The organism is Croceivirga thetidis, assembly GCF_012272815.1.
Classification (GTDB): domain Bacteria; phylum Bacteroidota; class Bacteroidia; order Flavobacteriales; family Flavobacteriaceae; genus Croceivirga; species Croceivirga thetidis.
On record NZ_JAAWWL010000001.1, the window covers coordinates 1,194,827 to 1,215,509 of the forward strand.

General features: G+C 38.1%; 21 protein-coding genes. 7 read left to right on the forward strand and 14 right to left on the reverse strand.

Translation table 11 applies throughout. From position 1 onward, the window contains the following. Positions 1-155: 155 nt before the first annotated feature. The 4 genes from HCU67_RS05405 to purN all read right to left on the reverse strand — a co-directional run bounded on the left by HCU67_RS05405 (position 156) and on the right by purN (position 4,304). The gene (locus HCU67_RS05405) at positions 156-2,054 is read right to left on the reverse strand and encodes an amidophosphoribosyltransferase (RefSeq protein ID WP_168551550.1); all 1,899 of its coding nucleotides are present in this window, start codon (positions 2,052-2,054) and stop codon (positions 156-158) included. A gap of 10 nt (positions 2,055-2,064) precedes the next feature. After that, positions 2,065-3,000: a PfkB family carbohydrate kinase gene (locus HCU67_RS05410; RefSeq protein WP_168551551.1), complete on the reverse strand. Its 936-nt coding sequence runs from the start codon at positions 2,998-3,000 to the stop codon at positions 2,065-2,067. A 109-nt stretch (positions 3,001-3,109) separates the two neighbouring features. After that, on the reverse strand, positions 3,110-3,742 hold the full coding sequence (locus HCU67_RS05415; RefSeq protein WP_168551552.1) for a ribonuclease H1 domain-containing protein: 633 nt from the start codon (positions 3,740-3,742) through the stop codon (positions 3,110-3,112). Further along, positions 3,735-4,304, reverse strand: a complete 570-nt coding sequence (purN, locus tag HCU67_RS05420) for a phosphoribosylglycinamide formyltransferase (protein ID WP_168551553.1) — start codon at positions 4,302-4,304, stop codon at positions 3,735-3,737. The genes HCU67_RS05415 and purN overlap by 8 nt, the downstream gene beginning before the upstream one ends. A 142-nt stretch (positions 4,305-4,446) precedes the next feature. Here purN and HCU67_RS05425 point away from each other — a divergent pair, with 142 nt between their 5' ends. The 5 genes from HCU67_RS05425 to pyk all read left to right on the forward strand — a co-directional run bounded on the left by HCU67_RS05425 (position 4,447) and on the right by pyk (position 8,778). Then, the gene (locus HCU67_RS05425) at positions 4,447-4,680 is read left to right on the forward strand and encodes an acyl carrier protein (protein WP_010519573.1); all 234 of its coding nucleotides are present in this window, start codon (positions 4,447-4,449) and stop codon (positions 4,678-4,680) included. A gap of 96 nt (positions 4,681-4,776) precedes the next feature. Beyond that, complete coding sequence (gene fabF, locus HCU67_RS05430) at positions 4,777-6,027, forward strand: beta-ketoacyl-ACP synthase II (protein ID WP_168551554.1); 1,251 nt, start codon at positions 4,777-4,779, stop codon at positions 6,025-6,027. Between the two features lie 8 nt (positions 6,028-6,035). Beyond that, positions 6,036-6,776: a ribonuclease III gene (gene rnc / locus HCU67_RS05435; protein ID WP_168551555.1), complete on the forward strand. Its 741-nt coding sequence runs from the start codon at positions 6,036-6,038 to the stop codon at positions 6,774-6,776. Positions 6,777-6,886: 110 nt separating this feature from the next. Further along, a complete protein-coding gene (locus tag HCU67_RS05440; protein WP_168551556.1) occupies positions 6,887-7,348 on the forward strand; it encodes an IPExxxVDY family protein in 462 nt (153 codons plus the stop codon). A gap of 2 nt (positions 7,349-7,350) precedes the next feature. Continuing rightward, entirely contained in the window at positions 7,351-8,778 is a 1,428-nt protein-coding gene (pyk, locus tag HCU67_RS05445; RefSeq protein WP_168551557.1) for a pyruvate kinase, read from the forward strand. 11 nt (positions 8,779-8,789) lie between these two features. Here the strand turns inward: pyk and HCU67_RS05450 are convergent, their stop codons facing one another. From HCU67_RS05450 to dinB, 4 genes are all read right to left on the reverse strand, one after another. Then, a complete protein-coding gene (locus HCU67_RS05450) occupies positions 8,790-9,272 on the reverse strand; it encodes a PAS domain-containing protein (protein ID WP_168551558.1) in 483 nt (160 codons plus the stop codon). A gap of 132 nt (positions 9,273-9,404) precedes the next feature. After that, positions 9,405-9,977 carry a TetR family transcriptional regulator gene (locus HCU67_RS05455; protein WP_168551559.1) on the reverse strand — a complete coding sequence of 191 codons (573 nt, stop codon included), beginning with the start codon at positions 9,975-9,977 and terminating at the stop codon, positions 9,405-9,407. Positions 9,978-10,035: 58 nt separating this feature from the next. Beyond that, a complete protein-coding gene (locus HCU67_RS05460; protein WP_168551560.1) occupies positions 10,036-11,439 on the reverse strand; it encodes a Gfo/Idh/MocA family protein in 1,404 nt (467 codons plus the stop codon). A 60-nt stretch (positions 11,440-11,499) separates the two neighbouring features. After that, positions 11,500-12,606, reverse strand: a complete 1,107-nt coding sequence (gene dinB / locus HCU67_RS05465) for a DNA polymerase IV (protein ID WP_168551561.1) — start codon at positions 12,604-12,606, stop codon at positions 11,500-11,502. 27 nt (positions 12,607-12,633) lie between these two features. Between dinB and HCU67_RS05470 the strand changes: the two genes are divergently transcribed. Further along, positions 12,634-13,113: a CYTH domain-containing protein gene (locus HCU67_RS05470; protein ID WP_168551562.1), complete on the forward strand. Its 480-nt coding sequence runs from the start codon at positions 12,634-12,636 to the stop codon at positions 13,111-13,113. A 72-nt stretch (positions 13,114-13,185) separates the two neighbouring features. Beyond that, complete coding sequence (locus HCU67_RS05475) at positions 13,186-13,863, forward strand: lysoplasmalogenase (protein ID WP_168551563.1); 678 nt, start codon at positions 13,186-13,188, stop codon at positions 13,861-13,863. 44 nt (positions 13,864-13,907) lie between these two features. Here HCU67_RS05475 and HCU67_RS05480 read toward each other — a convergent pair whose 3' ends face one another. The 6 genes from HCU67_RS05480 to HCU67_RS05505 all read right to left on the reverse strand — a co-directional run bounded on the left by HCU67_RS05480 (position 13,908) and on the right by HCU67_RS05505 (position 20,586). Next, positions 13,908-14,660, reverse strand: coding sequence for a hypothetical protein (locus tag HCU67_RS05480; protein ID WP_168550564.1), 753 nt, complete (start codon positions 14,658-14,660; stop codon positions 13,908-13,910). 66 nt (positions 14,661-14,726) lie between these two features. After that, positions 14,727-15,854, reverse strand: a complete 1,128-nt coding sequence (locus tag HCU67_RS05485; RefSeq protein WP_168551564.1) for an AEC family transporter — start codon at positions 15,852-15,854, stop codon at positions 14,727-14,729. Between the two features lie 4 nt (positions 15,855-15,858). Then, on the reverse strand, positions 15,859-17,052 hold the full coding sequence (locus HCU67_RS05490; RefSeq protein WP_168551565.1) for a pyridoxal phosphate-dependent aminotransferase: 1,194 nt from the start codon (positions 17,050-17,052) through the stop codon (positions 15,859-15,861). A 155-nt stretch (positions 17,053-17,207) separates the two neighbouring features. Next, positions 17,208-18,227: a phenylalanine--tRNA ligase subunit alpha gene (pheS, locus tag HCU67_RS05495; protein WP_168551566.1), complete on the reverse strand. Its 1,020-nt coding sequence runs from the start codon at positions 18,225-18,227 to the stop codon at positions 17,208-17,210. Between the two features lie 134 nt (positions 18,228-18,361). Then, positions 18,362-18,988, reverse strand: a complete 627-nt coding sequence (locus tag HCU67_RS05500) for a carbonic anhydrase family protein (RefSeq protein ID WP_168551567.1) — start codon at positions 18,986-18,988, stop codon at positions 18,362-18,364. Positions 18,989-18,990: 2 nt separating this feature from the next. Then, on the reverse strand, positions 18,991-20,586 hold the full coding sequence (locus HCU67_RS05505; RefSeq protein WP_168551568.1) for a SulP family inorganic anion transporter: 1,596 nt from the start codon (positions 20,584-20,586) through the stop codon (positions 18,991-18,993). Positions 20,587-20,683 lie beyond the last annotated feature (97 nt).

Below are 20,683 nucleotides of genomic sequence, written 5' to 3' on the forward strand. Positions count from 1 at the left end.
GAATCCACCTTTTTTGCCCCAAATCTTACCATGAACTTAACCTACTTATGCTATGGTGATTCTAATTTACTTCTTGAGAATTGTATAAAATTAAAAAGACGCTAAAATGTTAATTTCATCGACGAACGGTACTTAAGTATGGATGAAATGAAGTTTTAGTAGGCTCGTTTGTTCTTTCCTTCATAGAAATTAATGAAAGCTCGATTGACTACCTTATTGCCTCCAGGTGTTGGATAATCACCTGTAAAATACCAATCACCAAGATTTTTAGGACAAGCCAAGTGAAGGTTAGCAATGGTTTGATATATAATCTCTACTTCAGCTTTTAAGTCTTTAGGACTCAATAACTCCCCTATTTTTTTAGAAATTTCTTCTGTAGTGAATGGGGCATAGAATTCCTTTACATGATTGACAACTTTTTTGTCTTTCAAATTGACCTGTTCTTGACATTTTTTATAAATGTTGTCAATAATGTGGGTGGTACCTTTTTCTTTATGTAATGCAAGTGCGGCCCTAAAGGCTACAAAGTCTTCAAGTTTGGCCATATCAATACCATAACAATCAGGGTAGCGAATCTGAGGAGCTGATGAAACCACAACGATTTTTTTAGGGTTCAAACGGTCAAGCATTCGCAAAATACTTTTTCGCAATGTCGTTCCCCTAACAATACTATCGTCAATGATAACCAAGTTATCATCATTATTTATTGAGCCATAAGATATGTCGTAGACGTGGGTAACCAAATCATCTCTGCTACTATCTTGTGTAATAAATGTTCTAAGCTTTGCATCTTTAATCGCCACCTTTTCAATGCGAGGTCTTACATCAAGAATTTTGTGAAGATCATTCCTGTCAATATTATTTCCAAGTGCAAGGATTTGTTCCTCCTTTTTTTGGTTCAAATAATTTTGAGCTTCTTTGATCATACCCAAAAAAGAGGTTTCGGCAGTATTTGGTATGTAAGAGAACACAGTATGGGTCAAATCATCTCCGATAGCCTTGAGAATTTCTGGAAAAACCAGTTTACCTAGTTGTTTGCGCTCCCTGTAAATTTCGTGGTCACTACCGCGTGAAAAGTAAATACGCTCGAATGAACAAGCCTTTCTCTCAGTAGGTTCCAATATTTCTTCTACCGAAATCTTACCACTCTTTTTAATTATAAATGCATGGCCAGGAGGTAGCTCTTGAACAGCATCAAAAGGCACATTGAACACAGTTTGAATAGCTGGACGTTCAGATGCGACTACAGCTATTTCATCATCATGATAAAAATAAGATGGGCGAATTCCTGCCGGATCGCGAAGCATAAAAGCGTCTCCATGTCCGAACATTCCACCCATGGCGTAGCCGCCATCCCAATTCTTCGCTGACTTTTTCAATATTTTGGCAACATTGAGTCGTTCTGCAATATGTGGTGAAGCCTCACGCTTATTGAACCCTTCTTTTTTAATTTCCTTGTATAATTTGGCAACTGCATCATCTAAGAAATGACCAATACGTTCCATTACCGTTATTGTGTCTGCCATTTCTTTTGGATGTTGACCCAATTCAACCAAGTTTCCAAAAAGTTCGGTAACATTCGTCATGTTGAAGTTTCCTGCAACAATTAAGTTTCTGTGCATCCAATTGTTCTGCCTAAGAAAGGGATGTACACTTTCAATACTATTCTTGCCGAATGTGCCATAACGTACGTGCCCTAGCAATAATTCACCTATGTAAGGTATATGTGATTTTTGATAGCCAACATCATCCCATAGTTGTGGTTTTTGAGCAATCTCTGTATTTATTCGCTCATTAATCTGGGAAAAGATGTCTTGAATAGGTTGCTGTTTAGCAGACCTTATTCTACTTATATAACGTTGTCCAGGTTCAACATCTAGTTTGATACTTGCAAAACCAGCACCGTCTTGGCCACGATTGTGCTGTTTTTCCATCATCAGGTACATTTTATTAACCCCGTAAAAGGCCGTACCATATTTTTCTTTATAGTATTCGAGTGGTTTTAACAATCGAATTAATGATATGCCACATTCGTGCTTTATGGGGTCACTCATTGCAATACACTTAACTTGGGTTTAGCAATTCTATATTAAACTGTGTCAATTGGGTAAATTGATCTAACCTGCTTTCCATTTCCTCTTTCGATAGATTTTGCATTCGCTCAGTTCCGAATTTTTCAACACAAAATGAAGCAAGGTTCGACCCATGAACAATGGCATTCTTCATATTTTCAAACGATATGTTCTTGGTTGCGGTCAAATAACCACTAAAACCACCTGCAAAAGTATCGCCTGCACCTGTGGGATCAAAAACTTCTTTTAAAGGTAATGCAGGGGCAAAAAACACATTATTGCCCTCAAATAGCAAGGCCCCGTTTTCCCCTTTTTTAATTACCACATATTTCGGACCCATTTCATGGATTTGGGCGGCTGCTTTTACCAACGAATGTTGGTTGGTCAATTGACGAGCCTCCTCGTCGTTGATTGTTATTACATCAATTTCTTTTATCACCTCCAATAAATCATCCAATGTATGGTCCATCCAAAAATTCATGGTATCCAAAACAATGAGTTTTGGTCGTTTCTCCAATTGTTTGATTACACTCATTTGAATTTTAGGATCTAAATTGCCCAACATCACCACATCTGCATCTTTGAAGTGCTCAGGAACAACAGGTTTGAAATCTGCAAGTGTATTTAATTCTGTGACCAGTGTTTCTCGAGAATTAAGGTCATTGCTATATTTTCCACTCCAGAAAAAGGTTTTGCCTCCTGAAACGATTTCAACCCCTGATACGTCGATATTTCTATCGTTCAATAAATCGAGATATTCTTTTGGGAAATCATCTCCGACAACGGAGACAATTCCAGATTTTACATCATATTTAGAGGCAGCCAAACCAATAAAGGTTGCAGCACCACCAAGAATTTTATCAGTCTTTCCAAAGGGAGATTCAATTGCATCGAAGGCGAGTGTGCCTACAATTAGAAGTTTGCCCATGCAGCGAAATTTGCTGCAAAGATACTTTTATTTAAGGATTATTTGGACTGCTAATATGTATGTTCTCTGGGGAATGGAAGTTCGAAGATTTTTGAACTAGTAAAGTAGCTTATTTTCTACCAAAATCTGCAGGTATTTCACCCCATGCCTTGGTTTCCCATTTCACGATAACGGTATTGAAACGATTGGTTTTGAGCCATTTTTCCGCGCGTTCAATCAATTCAAAGAGCGATTTATTTTTCTCATTTTTAGAGAGTTTGGTATTGCACTTTTTCTTCCGAACCCAACTCATCGCTGTTCGTGAATCTGTATAAATAATTCGGTCACTTTTACGTTCTTTTAGGAAAGCCAGACCATGTACAATGGCAAGAAATTCTCCAATATTATTGGTACCTTCTTTAAAAGGTCCTTGTTTGAACAACACTTTTTTGGTTTTAGTATCCACCCCTTGATATTCCATTTTCCCTGGGTTTCCACTTGAAGCAGCGTCCACAGAAATTGAATGAAAATTGGGTTCGCCGTATTTCAATTTTTCAGCAGGGGAAAGTTCTTCGCTTCCCTTTTTCTTTCCTTTATAATTTTCATAGTTGCCATTGAACGCTTTTTTGGCATCTGCGAATTCTGAAAAGGATTTATACTGCGCTCCCTTAACCCCTTTAATTTGAGCTTGGCAATCATCCCAAGACTCATAGATGCCTGGTCTTTTTCCTTTCCATACTACATAGAATTTTTTTTTAGCCATTTTCCAAAAGAATTTTTTCAATGACTCTAGGAAAATGTTCGTATTCCAGACCGTGAACTTTTTGAGCTATTTCTTCTGGAGTTTCCGTTCCATTTAAATCAACCTGAGCTTGATGAATTATAGCACCTTCATCATATTCACCATTTACATAATGAATGGTAATCCCAGTTGAGGAGTCTCCATTTAGTTTAACAGCATTATGCACATTCATTCCGTACATACCCTTGCCACCATATTTCGGTAAAAGTGCAGGATGAATATTGACAATCTGGCTTGGAAATGCTGAAATAAATTCAACGGGAATTTTTCTTAGAAAACCGGCTAAAACAATTAAGGTAGGATCAATTGTTTGCAATAATTTCAGTACTGAACCATCAGAATATGCAGCCTGATTAAAGTAAAACAATGGAATTTTAAGTCTTTTACAGCGTTCTATGACACCTGCATCCTCTTTATTTGTAAGAATACAAGCAATTTCGATATTATCGATTTTCTTGAAGTAGTGATGTATATTCTCGGCATTTGAACCAGATCCAGATGCGAATATTACAATTTTCGACATAAATTTTTTTGTACTCTAAAAACGCAAAGTTAGCTGCAAGTACCGTAAATAGGTAATTTACAGGACATTTTATCGACAAATGGTGTATTTAAACCAAAGTTTTTTATTTTTGCGCACATTAAAATTTTAAACTACTAGAACTATGTCAGACATTGCATCAAGAGTAAAAGCCATTATCGTTGATAAATTGGGTGTTGATGAGAACGAAGTCGTACCTGAAGCAAGCTTCACCAACGATTTAGGGGCGGATTCTTTGGACACTGTTGAGCTGATTATGGAATTTGAAAAAGAATTTGATATTCAAATACCTGACGACCAGGCAGAGAACATCGCCACAGTGGGTCAGGCTATTAGCTATATAGAAGAGGCCAAGTAATCAATGACTACTTGCTGAAAATTATTATTATCCATGTGGTAACCCTATCACATGGATAATTTTTTTAAATTAAGCCTTAAGGTTAAAACACTGTTTATGCAACTAAAACGCGTTGTTGTTACCGGACTTGGAGCGCTTACCCCTATAGGAAACACATTAGAGACCTATTGGGAAGGTTTAAAAAATGGGAAGAGTGGGGCTGCTCCAATTACCTATTTTGATACTGAGAAGTTTAAAACCAAGTTTGCTTGCGAGCTAAAAGACTACGATCCACAGAATTATTTTGATCGAAAGGAAGCGCGCAAACTAGACCGTTTTGCACAATATGCACTGGTTTCTTCAGATGAAGCCATTGCAGATGCAGGTCTTGATTTGGAAAAAATCGACAAATTTAAAGTTGGAGTCGTTTGGGGCGCTGGAATAGGCGGCCTTCAAACATTTCAAGATGAAGTAATGAACTTTGCTGGTGGGGATGGAACGCCTCGTTTTAATCCCTTCTTTATACCAAAGATGATTGCTGATATTGCGCCAGGTAATATTTCCATTAAACATGGATTTATGGGGCCAAATTATACAACCGTTTCAGCTTGTGCATCATCAGCAAATGCATTAATTGATGCCTTGAACTACATACGTTTGGGACATTGTAATGTTGTGGTAACTGGCGGGAGTGAGGCTGCAGTAACTATCGCGGGGATGGGTGGATTTAATTCCATGCACGCCCTGTCGACCAGAAATGATAGTCCAGAAAGCGCTTCAAGACCTTTTGATGCCACACGTGATGGCTTTGTTCTTGGTGAAGGTGCTGGAGCACTAATTCTTGAAGAGTACGAGCATGCAAAAGCACGTGGGGCGAAAATTTATGCAGAAGTATTGGGTGGAGGATTATCAAGTGATGCTTATCATATGACGGCACCTCATCCTGATGGAATTGGAGTGGTTAAGGTAATGGAAAATTGTTTGGAAAATGCAGGACTTAAACCTGAGGATGTTGATGCAATCAACACCCATGGTACCTCAACTCCTCTTGGGGATGTCGCCGAGTTAAAAGCGATAAGTCAAGTATTTGGAGAACATGCGCCAAAAATTAATATCAATTCGACCAAATCTATGACGGGTCATTTATTGGGTGCAGCGGGAGCTATTGAAGCAATTGCATCGATAATGGCCATGCAGCATAATTTGGTTCCACCGACAATCAACCATAGCGTGGTTGATGAAAATATTGACCCAAAACTCAATTTAACGTTGAACAAGGCTGAAGCCAGAGAGGTAAACGTTGCCATGAGCAACACCTTTGGTTTCGGAGGTCATAATGCTTGCGTATTGTTTAAAAAAGTTAGCTAATTCGTAGCATGAAGTTTGGGCCAAAAATATTTAATTCCCATCCGAAATCGGATGGGGATTTTTTTTATAGCCTCAAATCTATTCTAGGGTTTAAGCCCAAAAACATTGCACTTTATAAAAAGGCCTTTTTACACCGCTCCTTAAACCAAAAAGATAAAAGTGGAAACCCACTTAACTATGAAAGACTGGAGTTTTTGGGAGATTCAATGCTAGGCACAATAATTTCGAAGCATTTGTACAACGAGGTGCCAGGGGGTGATGAAGGATACCTAACGAAAATGCGTTCGAAAATCGTTAGCCGAAAGCACCTTAACGAATTAGGAAAGGATATGGGGCTACTCGAATTTGTGGAGAGTAGGATACCAAAATCCCATTTTGGTGAAAATATTCATGGCAATGTATTTGAAGCTTTAGTCGGTGCAATTTACTTGGACAAAGGGTATAATTTTTGTGAAAAATTCATAAATGAACGGGTTATAGACCCCTATGTTGACATTGAGCAGTTAGAAGGTAAGGTCATCAGCTACAAAAGTTTGGTTATAGAATGGTGCCAAAAACAAAAAAAGCAATTTAATTACAACGTTTATGAAGATAGTGGCAATGAAGAACAAAAACATTTCGCCGTCAAACTATCGATAGGTAACAGAATAATTGCAAAGGCAAGGGCAACATCAAAAAAGAAGGCTGAAGAAAAGGCCTCAAAAAGGGCGTATTTCGCGCTTCAAGATAAAATCGAAACTAACATCTAGTTAAGAAACGGTAAACTCAATCGTTTTCGAGAAGTCATTGTTACAAATCTGAAGTAAAAAACGGTTCATTTGTAGCATTTCAAGTTATATTTACAATTCGCTTTAATTTTATGGCTACCACATACAAGATTTCGTCAGAGCTTTACGATGAATCTTTTGGGCTGATTGCCCTTCATTCATCAATGCCCGCATATACCCTTGTGTACTATTTGAATAGCACAATGGAATTAAGGCTTTCCCGTTTAGAAAATGATTTTAAGATTGGTCGAGGTAACTTCCCCGTTTATGAGTGGTATGACGAAAAAACGGATAGTTCGTACTACGTCTATGGAAATCAATCGACTGAGGAAGAAACTTTGGAATCCGTAGGACTCTTTTCCAATGCGTCTACGATAAAATCTTATTATCTGTTGGATGAAAAAAAGGAATGCGATTACTTTTTTAGAATAGATACTGATTTTCCTAAAATTGAAAGTAATGTGCTGCGACAAATAAAATTAATTGAAGGAATCGCATTGGCTTATTTGGTTGATGTCGATACGCTAAAATCAAAACAAAATTTAATTCTTTAAGAATGCCAACTAGAAAAAAAACCAAGATTGTTGCCACTTTGGGCCCCGCCACCAGTAAAAGGGAAGTGCTTAGAGCTATGATTCTCGCCGGGGTAAATGTCTTCAGGATAAATTTCTCCCATGCTAGTTACGATGATGTTGCTGAGCGTATAAAAATGATTCGCGAACTGAATGAGGAGCTTGACATTTATACTGCAATTTTAGCTGATCTCCAAGGTCCTAAATTACGTGTAGGTGTTATGGGTGGTGAAGTAGTAGTTTCACCAGGTGATGAAATCATATTTGCCACAGGAGAACCATTTGAAGGCTCTGCAGAGCGGGTTTATATGAACTATGCAAGTTTTCCGAAAGATGTAAAAGCAGGGGAACGTATTTTACTGGACGATGGTAAGCTTATTTTTGAGGTCCTTGAAACTAATGGTGAAAATGAGGTCAAGGCCAAAGTGGTACAGGGAGGGCCCTTAAAATCCAAAAAAGGGGTAAATCTTCCAAACACCAATATCTCTCTTCCGGCACTTACCGAGAAAGATATTAAGGATGCCATTTTCGCAGTTGGTCAACAAGTTGATTGGATTGCCTTGTCTTTTGTTCGATTTAGCCAAGACCTAATCGATTTACAAAATCTTATTAAGGAACATTGCGAACACAAGATTCCAATCATTGCAAAGATTGAGAAACCAGAAGCAGTGGACAATATTGATAAAATTGTTTCTTATTGTGACGGTTTGATGGTGGCTCGAGGAGATTTGGGGGTTGAGGTTCCTGCACAAGAAGTTCCTTTGATTCAAAAGAGACTCGTACTTAGAGCTAAAAAAGCTAGGATTCCTGTAATTATTGCTACACAAATGATGGAAACAATGATTACTAGTCTTACTCCAACTAGGGCAGAGGTTAATGATGTAGCCAATTCAGTTATGGATGGAGCGGATGCAGTTATGCTATCTGGTGAAACATCGGTCGGTAACTATCCTGTAGAGGTAATTGAAAAAATGACCAGTATCCTTAAAAGTGTGGAAAATTCTGAGTTGATTACAGTGCCTCAAAACCCACCACATATTAGAACGAAAAGGTACATCACAAAATCAGTTTGTTACCATGCTGCATTAATGGCAAATGAAATTCAAGCTAAGGCTATTTCTACGTTGACAAATAGTGGTTATACTGCATTCCAAATCTCAGCATGGAGGCCAAGCGCCCATATTTTGGTTTATACCTCAAACAGAAATATCCTAGGTCAACTCAATTTACTTTGGGGCGTAAAGGCATTTTATTATGATAAGTATGTTTCAACGGATGAGACAGTACAAGACGTAAATAAAATAGCTTTTGAAAAAGGCTTTGTAGAGAAGGGAGACATGGTTGTTAGCCTTGCTGCTATGCCGATTAAAGCAAAAGGTATGGTTAATACGTTGAGGGTAACCGAGATTTAGGAAGTATTTTGTTAAGCTACTGCCTTCTCAAAAGCGATAAAATTGACTACTTCACCTTTCTTGTTTTTCACAGGAAAGCCAGTAATCCAGCATTTATAAAGTGACTGGTCTTTTTTGTAGTTGATGAGGGTTTCATCAAAGCCCTTGTTGCTTTTAATTGCTTTAGCTATTCTACTTCGAATACTTTTGCTCGTCTTTTCTCCTTGAAAGATTTTGGGTGATTGGCCAATGATTTCAGAGGCCTTATACCCATTCATTTGGAAAATATTACTTGTTGCATGTACAATATGCAATTGAGGATTGGTAACTAATATTACCTTATTTTGATTTAAAAACTCTTCTTCAATTCTTTCCAAATCAAAGTCCCAATCAAGGGATTTAGCCAAGGATTTTAATTTTGTTGACTCCTTAAGCTCTTCGTTTAAGCCTTGATATCTTGTTGTGTAGAAATCAGCTGAAATTAGCGGAAATCGTGGAAGGTTCTTATCAATCATTTTTGTTTATTTCCCTACAAGGATAGGAAAAGCATTGGTTTTCAAGCAAAAAGAAGGAATGATTAACACTTTTGTTGAAAAATAAGTGTAATTCACTAAAAAAACCCCATCAGAAGTTAAACAGTTTTTTAGTCAAATTTCTTTCAAAACCCCATCAAGTGCCAAGTTTTTTGCCATGTAAATAGGCCAATCGCTACCGTGTAAATAGCTCTCGGTTATAGCAGATTCATAGAGTAAATAGATGCTTTGTGCAATTTTTTCTATTTGCGCCCTTGAAAGTTGGATGGAGTTTTCTTCAACGGTTTTATCCAAAAAGGATAATACCTCATTTTTTTGTTGACGAACTGCTTCAAACAGAATCTTATCGGTCTTAGAGATTTCTCCCAACATTCGTTGTCCCCAACAACCTTGAAAGTCATCATCCCTGTATAGTTCCCTAAGAAGATCAAAAATAGCTGTGAGTTTGGCTTTGGGAGAGTTGGCGTTTTTAGTAAAGTCTTCCAGTCCTTTTAAAAAGAAATCGTGGCGTTGCTTTAAGTAAGCAAGCCCCAGTTCTTCCTTAGATTTAAAATGATGATATAAGGTAGCTTTAGCTATATCTGATTTGGCAATGACTTCGTTAATACCCGTTTTATTGTAACCATGAGAGTAAAATAGTTTACTCGCTGTATCAATAATATGCTGCTTAAGGTTCGCTTTTGCCACCTTTAAATGTATGGAAATTTCAAATTTTCTTTATTTCACTGGAAATTATTTCAAAAAACTAGACCATTTGCATTGTAGTTGGGTCCCAGCGAACAGGCTGTTTTTTATAATAGCTTTCGTTTGCCAAAAGTGCTGCACCAGCTGCTCTAAGTCCAAAAGTTGGGTCTTGTAGAACTTTTCCATTTTCTCTTATCGCAGAAAAGAAATTATAGAAATGATCATGGTGAGAACCTTTATAATTCCTTGGAGTTTCCCAAGTTGTGGTTCCGGTGGCTAATGCAGATTTTCGGTTGATTTCATTAGTTGTTGCATAACCCATTCGTATTTTTTCTTGAGTGGCTTCGGTATACGCAACCATAGAATAATCACCAGGAACCATATTTAGCTTTGAACGTTTAACGGTAACCGAATTCCAGCCTATTTCCATTTCACCTTCAGTACCAATTAATTTAAAACCAGATCCACCTCCTGAGCCTGAAATAAAATTTACTCGAAACACAGCATTAAAGGCAGCATGGCTTTTCGCTTGTGGAAAGTCATACAGCGTAATACTTACATCCGGAACATCCCTACCATCTTTCCAATACCGTAGCCCACCGGTGGCCAGGGCTTTTGTTGGGCCCATAGAATCAAGTATGTAGTGTAAAGAAGAAAAAGCATGGACAAAGAGATCCCCGGCAACTCCAGTACCATAATCCTTATAGTTTCTCCAGCGAAAAAATCTTATTGGGTCGTAAGCCACTTTTGGGGAATTGCCCAAAAAAGTGTCAAAATCAACGGTTTCTGGATTTTCATCTGGCGGGATAGGGTATTGCCAAGCACCTTCAGAAGAATAACGGTCATTGAAAAAATCTAGCATTACAAGGTCTCCTATAGCGCCTTGCTGATACAACTGTTTTGCCTTTTCATTGGTTAAGGAGGCCATGGCCTGACTTCCTATTTGACAAATCTTCCCAGAGTTTTTCTGCGTTGTAATTATTTCTTGACCTTCTTCCCACTTCTGTACCATTGGTTTTTCACAGTACACATGTTTGCCTGCTTTTAATGCATCAACGGTAATTTTTTTATGCCAGTGGTCAGGTGTGGCCACAATTACAGCATCAATATCTTTTCGCTCCAGTAATTTTCTATAATCTCTAGTAGTAAAAATATGATCTCCCCATAGCTCTTTGGCCCGATCTAGTCTGCCGGTGTAAAGGTCACAGGCTGCAACAAGTTTTACGCCCCCTACGGAAAGTGCTGCCCTTGTATCGTATATCCCCTGAATTCCGGAACCTATCAATCCAAGATTGATATGGTCGTTGCTCGAAAAAGTTTGATTACGATATTGCTTCGATAAGACTATTTTTTCATTAGGTTGACCAGAAAAAACTAAGGGTGCCGTACCCATAGCAGCAGTAGCGAGTGATGTCTTTTTAATAAAATGCCTACGAGTAGTACTTTTTTTATCTCTATTCTTCATCTGAATGAAATTTGCGGGAAGTTTTCAAGTTAAGTTAATTTCCTAGAATAGGGTAGTTCGTTAGAAATCAAACTTTAACTGAACGGATACAGAATCAATTTCCTCTTGTGCTGTATTTTCTTTTTTCTCTGTGTTCAAATTTGCCAATGAAATACCAAGTAATCGAACTGAGTTCTGCATTGGGGATTGAAAAAGTAACTCCTTGGCGGTTTCTATAATTAAGGCCTTGTCAGAAATATAAAAAGGTAGGGTTTTGCTTCTAGTTTGTAATGTAAAATCGCTGTATTTGATTTTAAGGGTAATTGTCTTTCCTGCAATTTTTGATTTCTTCAACCTGCGTTCCAATTCGTCAGCAATGTTTTCTAGCTTTTCAAGCATAAAAATCTCACTGCTTAGATTTTCACTGAATGTTCTCTCTGCTCCAACAGATTTAGGTATTCGTTCGGGTTTTACTTCGCTCAAATGAATTCCGCGAACAACCTTATAATAGTATTTTCCACTCTTACCAAAATTTTCATCTAGATATTCCAGTGACTTGGTTTTTAAATCCTTGCCAGTAAAAATGCCAAGTTGGTACATTTTTTCTGCAGTAACCTTACCGACACCATAGAACTTTCGAATATCCAATTGTTCAAGAAATTCAATAACCTCTTCTGGATTAACCGTTTTTTGACCGTTGGGCTTATTATAATCACTGGCAACTTTTGCGATGAATTTATTGATTGAAATACCTGCGGATGCCGTTAGGCCAGTTACTTCCAATATTTTATTTCGTATTTCTTGTGCAATAAGGGTGGCAGACGGATTTCCTTTTTTGTTCTCGGTCACGTCTAGATATGCCTCATCTAGGGACAATGGTTCTACCAAATCGGTGTACTCGAAAAAGACCTTTCTTACTTGATGTGAGATTTCTTTGTAGCGATCATAACGGGGCTTTACAAAAATGAGGTACGGGCAATTTTTGCGTGCCATAACACCGCTCATCGCACTCCGAACGCCGAATTTACGAGCCTCATAACTTGCGGCTGAAACTACCCCTCGTTTTGAGCTTCCACCAACAGCTATCGGTTTTCCTTTTAGGTCTGGATTATCATGCTGTTCGACAGAAGCGTAGAAGGCATCCATATCAACATGAATGATTTTTCTAAGTGGAAAATCAAAATCCATATTCAAAATTAGAGTAAATTTAAATTGATGGGAAACCTAGAAATAGAGCGGAAGTTTTTGGTTGCTTCAAAGGCCTATAGAAGTGAGGCCATTTCTGAGATAAGAATCATTCAAGGCTTTTTGAACACAGACCCTGAACGAACGGTCAGAATTCGGATTAAAGGAGATCAAGGGTATTTAACTGTTAAGGGTATAGGCAATGATTCTGGTACGACACGATTTGAATGGGAAAAAGAGATTTCTGTTACTGAAGCTAGTGATTTAATAAAACTATGCGAACCTATTATTCTAGATAAAATTCGTTTTGTAGTGCCGGTAGGCCATCATCATTTTGAGGTTGACGAATTCAAAGGAGAAAATGAAGGATTGGTGTTAGCCGAAATTGAACTTGAACATGAAGACGAACAGTTCAATAAGCCGAAATGGTTGGGTGCTGAGGTAACGGGTCAAGTTAGGTATTACAATTCTCAATTGAGCAAAGTGCCGTTTGGTCAATGGGAAGATTGAAAAGAATTCTTATGCCATTAATTGCAGTTGAAGCTTTTCATCGATTTACAAAAAAAGATTACATAGTCTTTCATGGATAAACAAAAACAAAGGAACATTTTAAACCTACTTATTTTTGTATTCGCTGTCATTGCAATTCTTTTGGATGTTACAGGCAATTCATTCTACTACCTTTTTAAGCCCTTGACAACCATGTTGGTAATTCTTTTGCCACTAATGATCAAAGAACTTGAAAGAGATTATAAAAGAACACTGATTTGGGCCCTTTGTTTTTGCCTTTTGGGAGACATACTTTTACTAGACGAGGACTATTTTGTTTTTGGATTGGGCTCCTTTCTTATAGGGCACCTACTTTTTGCCCGAGGATTCATAAAATTGGGTGGGTATCAAAATAACGGAATAGCCCTTATTGTTTTATTGATTATCGGGATTGCCCTTTATACATGGTTATACCCAGATTTAGGACCTCTTAAATACCCGGTAGCGGCTTATGTTTTGGTCATTTTATTTATGGCCTGGCAGGGAATATCGCTGTATTTGAAGAATAATACGATTGCCTATGCTTTGATTGCGATGGGTGTAGTACTCTTTATGTTCTCTGATAGTATGATTGCCGTGAATAAGTTTAAAGCCCCATTTGCGCTATCAGGAGTTGTGATTCTATCAACCTATTGGTTGGCGATTGCTTTAATTGCAAATACTGGGGTAAGAATCTCGAAAAAAGGGAATCAAGACACCTATAACTGTTAAAAGTCTAATCTTATTGATAAAAGTGACGTATAGGTCTAAAGAATTTAATCATGGGTCAATTCTTCTTCAATCAATGATTTTAACTTTTCTAAGACTTCAATGCCCCAATTCAGTGCCTCTTCTTCATACTTCCAAGTTTCAAGTTTGTTACTAATCAAGTTCCATAGTTGAAGATCGGTCCAAATAGTTTCGGTTTTACTTAATGGCCCCCCTGGTAATGCGATTTCATAAAAACCTTCATACGAAATATCTGAATAGTTAAAGTTTTTGGTCAAATACGGTTCAATACTTATTTGGTATTGATCTATAGTGTACTTGTCAACCAAGCCAATGAACTTGTACATTTCTGAAAATTTCAAAAACTGTGCTTTAATTGAGTCATTGGCTATTTTGGAAGATAAGTTTTGTGAAAGAAATTCTTCAATGGTGGGAAAAGAGGGGGATAGACTGTTTATCGTTTTTAAGGCTCCTATATTTCTCAATAGACTGGGCAGGGAATCTTTATTTTTTTCGGCCAATATTTTCAGTGCGTTAATACCTTGTCTTTTAAAGTCGTTTCGGCTATCAACTTGATACTGAAAGTAGGACATATTGGCTTCTAATTCATCAACAATCTTTAAATAATACAGCCGAACGTCTTCTCGTTCTTTGTTTTTGTTATACGCGTTATTAATGGCAAGAGCAATGAGAATACCAATAACCACAAGAACTATTTCGCCAATGGCGTACTTAAGGTATTGCCCTGTTTTGTGTTCAGAAAGGAGCGTTAGACGAATTCGCCGAAAGAATTTAAGCATGGGTAGGGTTGGTTAACTCTTTCGGAAGTTAACAAAAAACAACCTGACAGTATGAAAACAAGTGTGTTATGCCCTTTCTGTAGCCGCTGTTTCCATTTTTGTGCTGGTAAGACGCAGTTTTGAAGCCTTTTTTGAAAGTACTTTTACCAATGGAAACACAGCTCCAAGAGCGCTGAGTAGTACACCGGTGATAAATATATTGAACGGCGAGCCAAATGCGGCACCACTATTCAATACACCTAAAATCAATACCGTTGAAAGCGGAAATGATAGTGCCAAAATAGCAACCGCATAGTTGCTGTCAAAAGTCTTGGATTTCTTTTCTACTTCCAATCCATCAACCAATGACAAATGGGCAAAAGGCCAAAAGCTGCAGGCACTCAAACCGAACGAAATCATCAATAGTATTTCACTTTGAACTGATATCCCGGAAACAAGAACGAAAACTGCTGAAATCAAAAAAACCAACCCAGCTCGTAATAACAACAACGAAAGAATTTGTGCGAATTGTTGCCGCTTTATTTTTACGGCCAAACCAATAAATAAAAGCACCAAAGGTGTCATCATAAGGCTTAATTTGGCCAATGAATCACTGATGACAAACGGCAAAGATTCCATATTGAACCCGAAAACCAGGAGTATAAGTGCTGCTCCAATAAATAAGTTTACAGGTTCGGTCACTAATGTTTTTAATAATGACATAAGCTTAGCTTTACCGCCCGTCCGACTTTCTTGATTTCGGGCATAGAACCAATGCATTGCCACCATGTAAAGCACAATGAGCACAAATACCTTGTTGCCCAAATCGGCCATAGCAGCCTTTGCCAAATAGTCTTTCCCTAAAAACTCCAATACAAACGGAAAACATGAAAGCCCTGGCGCTAATGAGGGAATCAAAAGTCCTGCGGTTCGGTAAGCAGGGGTGTTTTTCTTTACACCTACAATTGGGAGCAAAAAAGGTGAAATCGCAAAAAGAAGCAGGTTGAAAACCAATGCCATCAAAGGCAACAGTAATAGACTTGCTTCAATTTTGATTCCCAAAAGCGCGATAAAAATGGTAGCTGGAAGCGCAAGGTTTAGAATGATTTTCTTGATACCATTAACCTCTTGTTTCGATTTGAATTTTGTCTTCAAAACGATACCGAGAAGAATAAAAATCAAGAAGACAAGGGTTTTCTCGAATCCTACTTCCATTGTACTAAACCAATACTTTTGAAATAGCAGCTGTAAATAGTTTCATCTCATCTAGAGTACCCATACTCACCCTGCACCACTTTTTTCCTAAAAACTCAAAAGCCCTAACACCAACCTTCAATTCGGTCATTTGGCTTAGAAAAGCTTTTCCATCCATTTCGATGGGGAAAATCATAAAACTGGTGTACGATGGTACTGGTTCAAACCCCATGGCCTTCAGACTTTCAAAAGTGTACGTTCTCGCTTCAGCATTGAGCGTTCTCGATGAATCCAAAAATTCTTCATCATCCATAGCCGCTATTGCAGCAAAAACCGAAGGGTAGCTTATACCCATACCGGCCCTAGTGATTTTTTGTAGTTTATCTAGAGTTGCTTCTTGGGCTACAGCATAACCAACCCGTAGACCAGCCATCCCATGAATTTTTGAAAATGTTCGTGCGATAATGACATCTTTGCCCTCGTTGATTAATGAAACCATACTGTGTTTGGCCCCTTCTTCCAAGAACCATAGGTAAGCTTCATCAACAAATACCGGTACTTTCTCTGATACACGTGAACAGAAATCCAAGAGTTTCTTGCTATCGGTTATGGTACCTGTTGGGTTATTGGGGTTACAGATGTAGACCAGTTTGGTATCCTCGTCAATGGCGGCTTCCATGGCATCTAAATCATGTGACCAATCATCTTTCAACGGAACAGGTTTCCAAGTTCCACCTGCTGCCTCCGCAACCCGAATCAAAGACATATATGCTGGATCCGCAGAAACCACATTACCTCCGTTCATGAAGAGTACCATGGCTGTTTTTTCCAAAAGATCTGAAGAACCTGGGCCCATCATGATATTTTTGGAAGTGACCCCTTCAAAATCGGCAATCTTATCAACGAGTTGAAACAACTCTTTCCACGCATATCGATTGCCCCCAGCAGCCGATTTCTTTAGGGCTTCAAGGCCCATTGGTGAAGGCCCATAGGGGTTTTCATTGGCATTCAATTTTGCTTCCAAAACAGGAAACTCCCTTAAATCGTCAGGTAAATATTCCTTAAAGAATGGGCTATAAACAGCATTGCCTTCGGCATCTAATTGTAAAGGTAGCGTTGTGTTTTTTGAAAAGCCTAGATAAGGAGCAGCCATTAGACCCCCGGCCGTCAATGCTGATGTTTTGAGCCAGTTTCGACGGTTTATGTTGGTTGGATTCATGAGTTGGAATTTTTAGAATTAGCGATACCCCAAGTTATTGGCATACGTCTAAAATTCCTATGGTAATATCATAAAAATCAAGCACTTAAAATATTGATTTAAAAAAATAGGGCCCGTAAAAAACGAAGTTTATAATCTTAAACAAAAAGAGTTGCTTAAAATGCGGATTTAAATTGTTCTAAAAAGCGAACGTCGTTCTCACTCAATAATCGAATATCAGGAATCTGGTATTGCAAAAGAGCGATGCGATCAATACCCATACCAAAGGCAAAACCAGAATAGGTTTTGGAGTCAATTCCGCAATTTTCCAAAACATTGGGGTCAACCATACCGCATCCCATGATTTCGAGCCAACCTGTACCCTTGGTCATACGGTAATCGGTTTCAGTTTCTAATCCCCAATAGACATCGACCTCAGCACTTGGTTCCGTAAATGGAAAATAAGAAGGTCGGAGCCTAATTTTTGATTTGCCAAACATTTCAGTAGTGAAATATTGCAAGGTCTGTTTTAAGTCTGCAAAAGAGACGTCTTTGTCTACATAGAGGCCCTCGACTTGATGAAAAAAGCAATGTGAACGTGCTGAAATTGCTTCGTTTCTGTACACCCTACCAGGCGAGATTGTACGAATGGGAGGTTTGTTTTCTTCCATATAACGTACCTGAACTGATGAAGTATGGGTACGTAGCAATATATCGGGATCGGTTTGGATAAAGAAGGTATCCTGCATGTCACGAGCGGGGTGATATTCAGGTAAATTCAAAGCCGTAAAATTATGCCAATCATCTTCGATTTCAGGTCCTTCAGAAACATTGAACCCAATACGTGAAAAAATATCGATGATCTTATTTTTTACTATTGATATTGGGTGTCTGGCTCCAATTTCAATAGGTTCACCTGGCCTAGTAAGATCACCATATTTACCTTGGTTATCGGTATTTTCAGAAAGTGAAGCCTTTAATGTATTGACTTTTTCATTGGCGAGACTCTTTAACTGATTGATAACCTGGCCAAATTCTTTTTTTTGTTCGTTGGGTACGTTTTTGAATTCTGCAAAAAATTCATTCAAAAGGCCTTTTTTGCCTAAATATTTGATTCTGAAGGCTTCAATTTCATCCAATGAATTTGAGGTATATTTTTCTACCTCCGCTAAATGTTCTTTAAGCGTATCCAGCATTGCTTTTTCCTTTTGAGCCGACAAATTTAGCGAATTGAACCTGAAAACCTAAGTAAATGGGCAAATGGCAACCTTCATTCATGAAAAAAGGCCAATGCTTATTAACATTGGCCTTTTCGCTTACTAATGATAATTTACATCCAATGCACCTTACCATCTGCAATGTCATACATGGCCCCTACAATTTTTATTTCTCTAGCATCTTCCATATCCTTTAAAACAGGACTTTGATTGCGTATATTTTCAATGGTCATAAGAACATTTTTTTCAGCAACCGCATTTACGAATGTTGCATTTTTTGATGTTCGTTCAGCCGGGTCTGTAGGTTCTTGAACTGCATCAACAGCACCCCGAATTCTACTAAGAAGAAGTGTAAGATTACCGAGTCTCGCATCATCACAAGCACCTTTAACTGCTCCGCAGGCGGTATGACCCAATACTACGATTACTTTGGTTCCTGCCAGCTTACAAGCAAACTCCATACTTCCTAAAAGGTCTGCATTGACAATATTTCCAGCTACTCGTGCACTGAAAATATCTCCCACGCCCTGATCAAAAACCAATTCTGCCGATACTCTCGAATCAATACAGCTTAGAACCGTTGCAAAGGGGTATTGTCCTGTTGCAGTTTGCTCAACTTGTTTGATGAGGTCACGATTTTCCATTTTTTTCGAAACAAAACGGACATTGCCATCTTTTAAAAGAGCTATCGCTCCGTCAGGCCCTAGAGCAGCTTGAGATTCTTTAGTTTGGGTCATCATAATTATGCGGATTTCGGTTTTTCTAATTTAAAAAAGGCGATATAACTGTCAGGATTTTCAACAATACCACGTTCGGAAATCAATTTAATATTGATGTTCCGGTTTTTGGCTTTTGTTGAGAAGTCTTCTAAAATTTCTATGATATCGTTATCTAAATAACGGGTTTTTCTAACATCAAGTTCAAGGTAAGAATCTTCAGGAAGACTATCCAATTCCTTCAAGATTGCACCTTTGTTAAAGAAGGTAACTTCTTCAGCCAATGTCATTTTGACAACATCCTTTTTGCCCTCGTGGCTTTCTTCAATATGTAGAAAATGGGAATTTTGATAACTTTTTAGCAAGATAACAGCGATACCCACAGCCAAGCCAAGTGCTATACCCCAAAGCAGGTCGATAAATACAATACCCAATATTGTAACTATAAAAGGTACAAACTGCTTCCAACCTAAATTCCACATGGTTTTAAATAGTGATGGTTTAGCTAACTTGTAACCAACAATAAATAAAATTGCCGCAAGAACTGATAGCGGAATCATGTTCAATAAGCGGGGAATGAGAATGACGGAAATCAAAAGGAAAAAGCCATGGATTATAGCAGACATTTTAGTTTTACCACCTGATTGAATATTAGCCGAACTTCTAACAATAACTTGGGTAATTGGTAATCCTCCGATGAAACCTGATAACATGTTTCCCGTACCTTGAGCCAACAACTCACGATTGGTAGGAGTAACTCTTTTTTCAGGGTCTAATTTATCGGTTGCTTCAACACAAAGGAGTGTTTCCAAGCTTGCTACCAAAGCAATGGTAAATCCTGTTATCCAAACTTTGGGATTGCCAATTACGCTAAAATCAGGAAAGTTGAATTGCCCTAAAAAAGCATCAAAACTATCAGGAACAGGAACAGCAACCAAGTGCTCACTTTCCAATATCATTGAAGAATCTTTGGTCACCACATAATAAATAATACCCACAACAACGGCTACCAATGGTCCTTGTACCAATTGAAAGAACTTTCCTTTTTTAGAGAGTACGTTATTCCAAAGAATAAGAATACCCATTGCAATAAGTGCTATTATAGTAGCACTTTTGTGAAAGTTACCACTGATGATACCACTAATGGTATTAAAAATTTCAGAAAAGGTATTTTCTCCATCGATCTGAAGGAAGGAGAAATCACCTTCTGGATTCTTATCATATCCGAAGAAATAAGGTATCTCTTTTAAAATTATGATTATACCAATTCCGGTAAGCATGCCCTTAATTACAGAAGAAGGAAAGTAGTATCCTATGATACCAGCTTTGAGTAGTCCGAAAATTATTTGAATTACACCTCCTAATACTACTGCGACCAAAAAAGCTTCATAGCCAAGGGTATTGATAGCTGCCAATACAATTACGGCTAGACCTGCCGCTGGACCACTTACTCCGATTTGCGATCCACTAATTGAACCTACAATAATGCCGCCTATTATACCTGCGATAAGTCCAGAGAATAAGGGGGCACCACTGGCTAGGGCGATTCCAAGACAAAGGGGGATGGCCACAAAAAAGACCACAATACTTGCCGGAATATCTTTATTTAAATGTTTAAACATGGATTAAGTATTAAAGATTCCTCAATTTACTAAAAGAAAAATCAGGTTGGTAAAATCAAATGTAATAGTAATGCTTTTGGTTTTAGTTAAGTTATTT

Excerpts from the sequence above, each read along its gene's own strand:
- HCU67_RS05405 (WP_168551550.1), bottom strand. The coding sequence starts at position 2,054 with ATGAGTGACCCCATAAAGCACGAATGTGGCATATCATTAATTCGATTG.
- HCU67_RS05410 (WP_168551551.1), bottom strand. The coding sequence starts at position 3,000 with ATGGGCAAACTTCTAATTGTAGGCACACTCGCCTTCGATGCAATTGAA.
- HCU67_RS05415 (WP_168551552.1), bottom strand. The coding sequence starts at position 3,742 with ATGGCTAAAAAAAAATTCTATGTAGTATGGAAAGGAAAAAGACCAGGC.
- purN (WP_168551553.1), bottom strand. The coding sequence starts at position 4,304 with ATGTCGAAAATTGTAATATTCGCATCTGGATCTGGTTCAAATGCCGAG.
- HCU67_RS05425 (WP_010519573.1), top strand. The coding sequence starts at position 4,447 with ATGTCAGACATTGCATCAAGAGTAAAAGCCATTATCGTTGATAAATTG.
- fabF (WP_168551554.1), top strand. The coding sequence starts at position 4,777 with ATGCAACTAAAACGCGTTGTTGTTACCGGACTTGGAGCGCTTACCCCT.
- rnc (WP_168551555.1), top strand. The coding sequence starts at position 6,036 with ATGAAGTTTGGGCCAAAAATATTTAATTCCCATCCGAAATCGGATGGG.
- HCU67_RS05440 (WP_168551556.1), top strand. The coding sequence starts at position 6,887 with ATGGCTACCACATACAAGATTTCGTCAGAGCTTTACGATGAATCTTTT.
- pyk (WP_168551557.1), top strand. The coding sequence starts at position 7,351 with ATGCCAACTAGAAAAAAAACCAAGATTGTTGCCACTTTGGGCCCCGCC.
- HCU67_RS05450 (WP_168551558.1), bottom strand. The coding sequence starts at position 9,272 with ATGATTGATAAGAACCTTCCACGATTTCCGCTAATTTCAGCTGATTTC.
- HCU67_RS05460 (WP_168551560.1), bottom strand. The coding sequence starts at position 11,439 with ATGAAGAATAGAGATAAAAAAAGTACTACTCGTAGGCATTTTATTAAA.
- dinB (WP_168551561.1), bottom strand. The coding sequence starts at position 12,606 with ATGGATTTTGATTTTCCACTTAGAAAAATCATTCATGTTGATATGGAT.
- HCU67_RS05470 (WP_168551562.1), top strand. The coding sequence starts at position 12,634 with ATGGGAAACCTAGAAATAGAGCGGAAGTTTTTGGTTGCTTCAAAGGCC.
- HCU67_RS05475 (WP_168551563.1), top strand. The coding sequence starts at position 13,186 with ATGGATAAACAAAAACAAAGGAACATTTTAAACCTACTTATTTTTGTA.
- HCU67_RS05480 (WP_168550564.1), bottom strand. The coding sequence starts at position 14,660 with ATGCTTAAATTCTTTCGGCGAATTCGTCTAACGCTCCTTTCTGAACAC.
- HCU67_RS05485 (WP_168551564.1), bottom strand. The coding sequence starts at position 15,854 with ATGGAAGTAGGATTCGAGAAAACCCTTGTCTTCTTGATTTTTATTCTT.
- HCU67_RS05490 (WP_168551565.1), bottom strand. The coding sequence starts at position 17,052 with ATGAATCCAACCAACATAAACCGTCGAAACTGGCTCAAAACATCAGCA.
- pheS (WP_168551566.1), bottom strand. The coding sequence starts at position 18,227 with ATGCTGGATACGCTTAAAGAACATTTAGCGGAGGTAGAAAAATATACC.
- HCU67_RS05500 (WP_168551567.1), bottom strand. The coding sequence starts at position 18,988 with ATGATGACCCAAACTAAAGAATCTCAAGCTGCTCTAGGGCCTGACGGA.
- HCU67_RS05505 (WP_168551568.1), bottom strand. The coding sequence starts at position 20,586 with ATGTTTAAACATTTAAATAAAGATATTCCGGCAAGTATTGTGGTCTTT.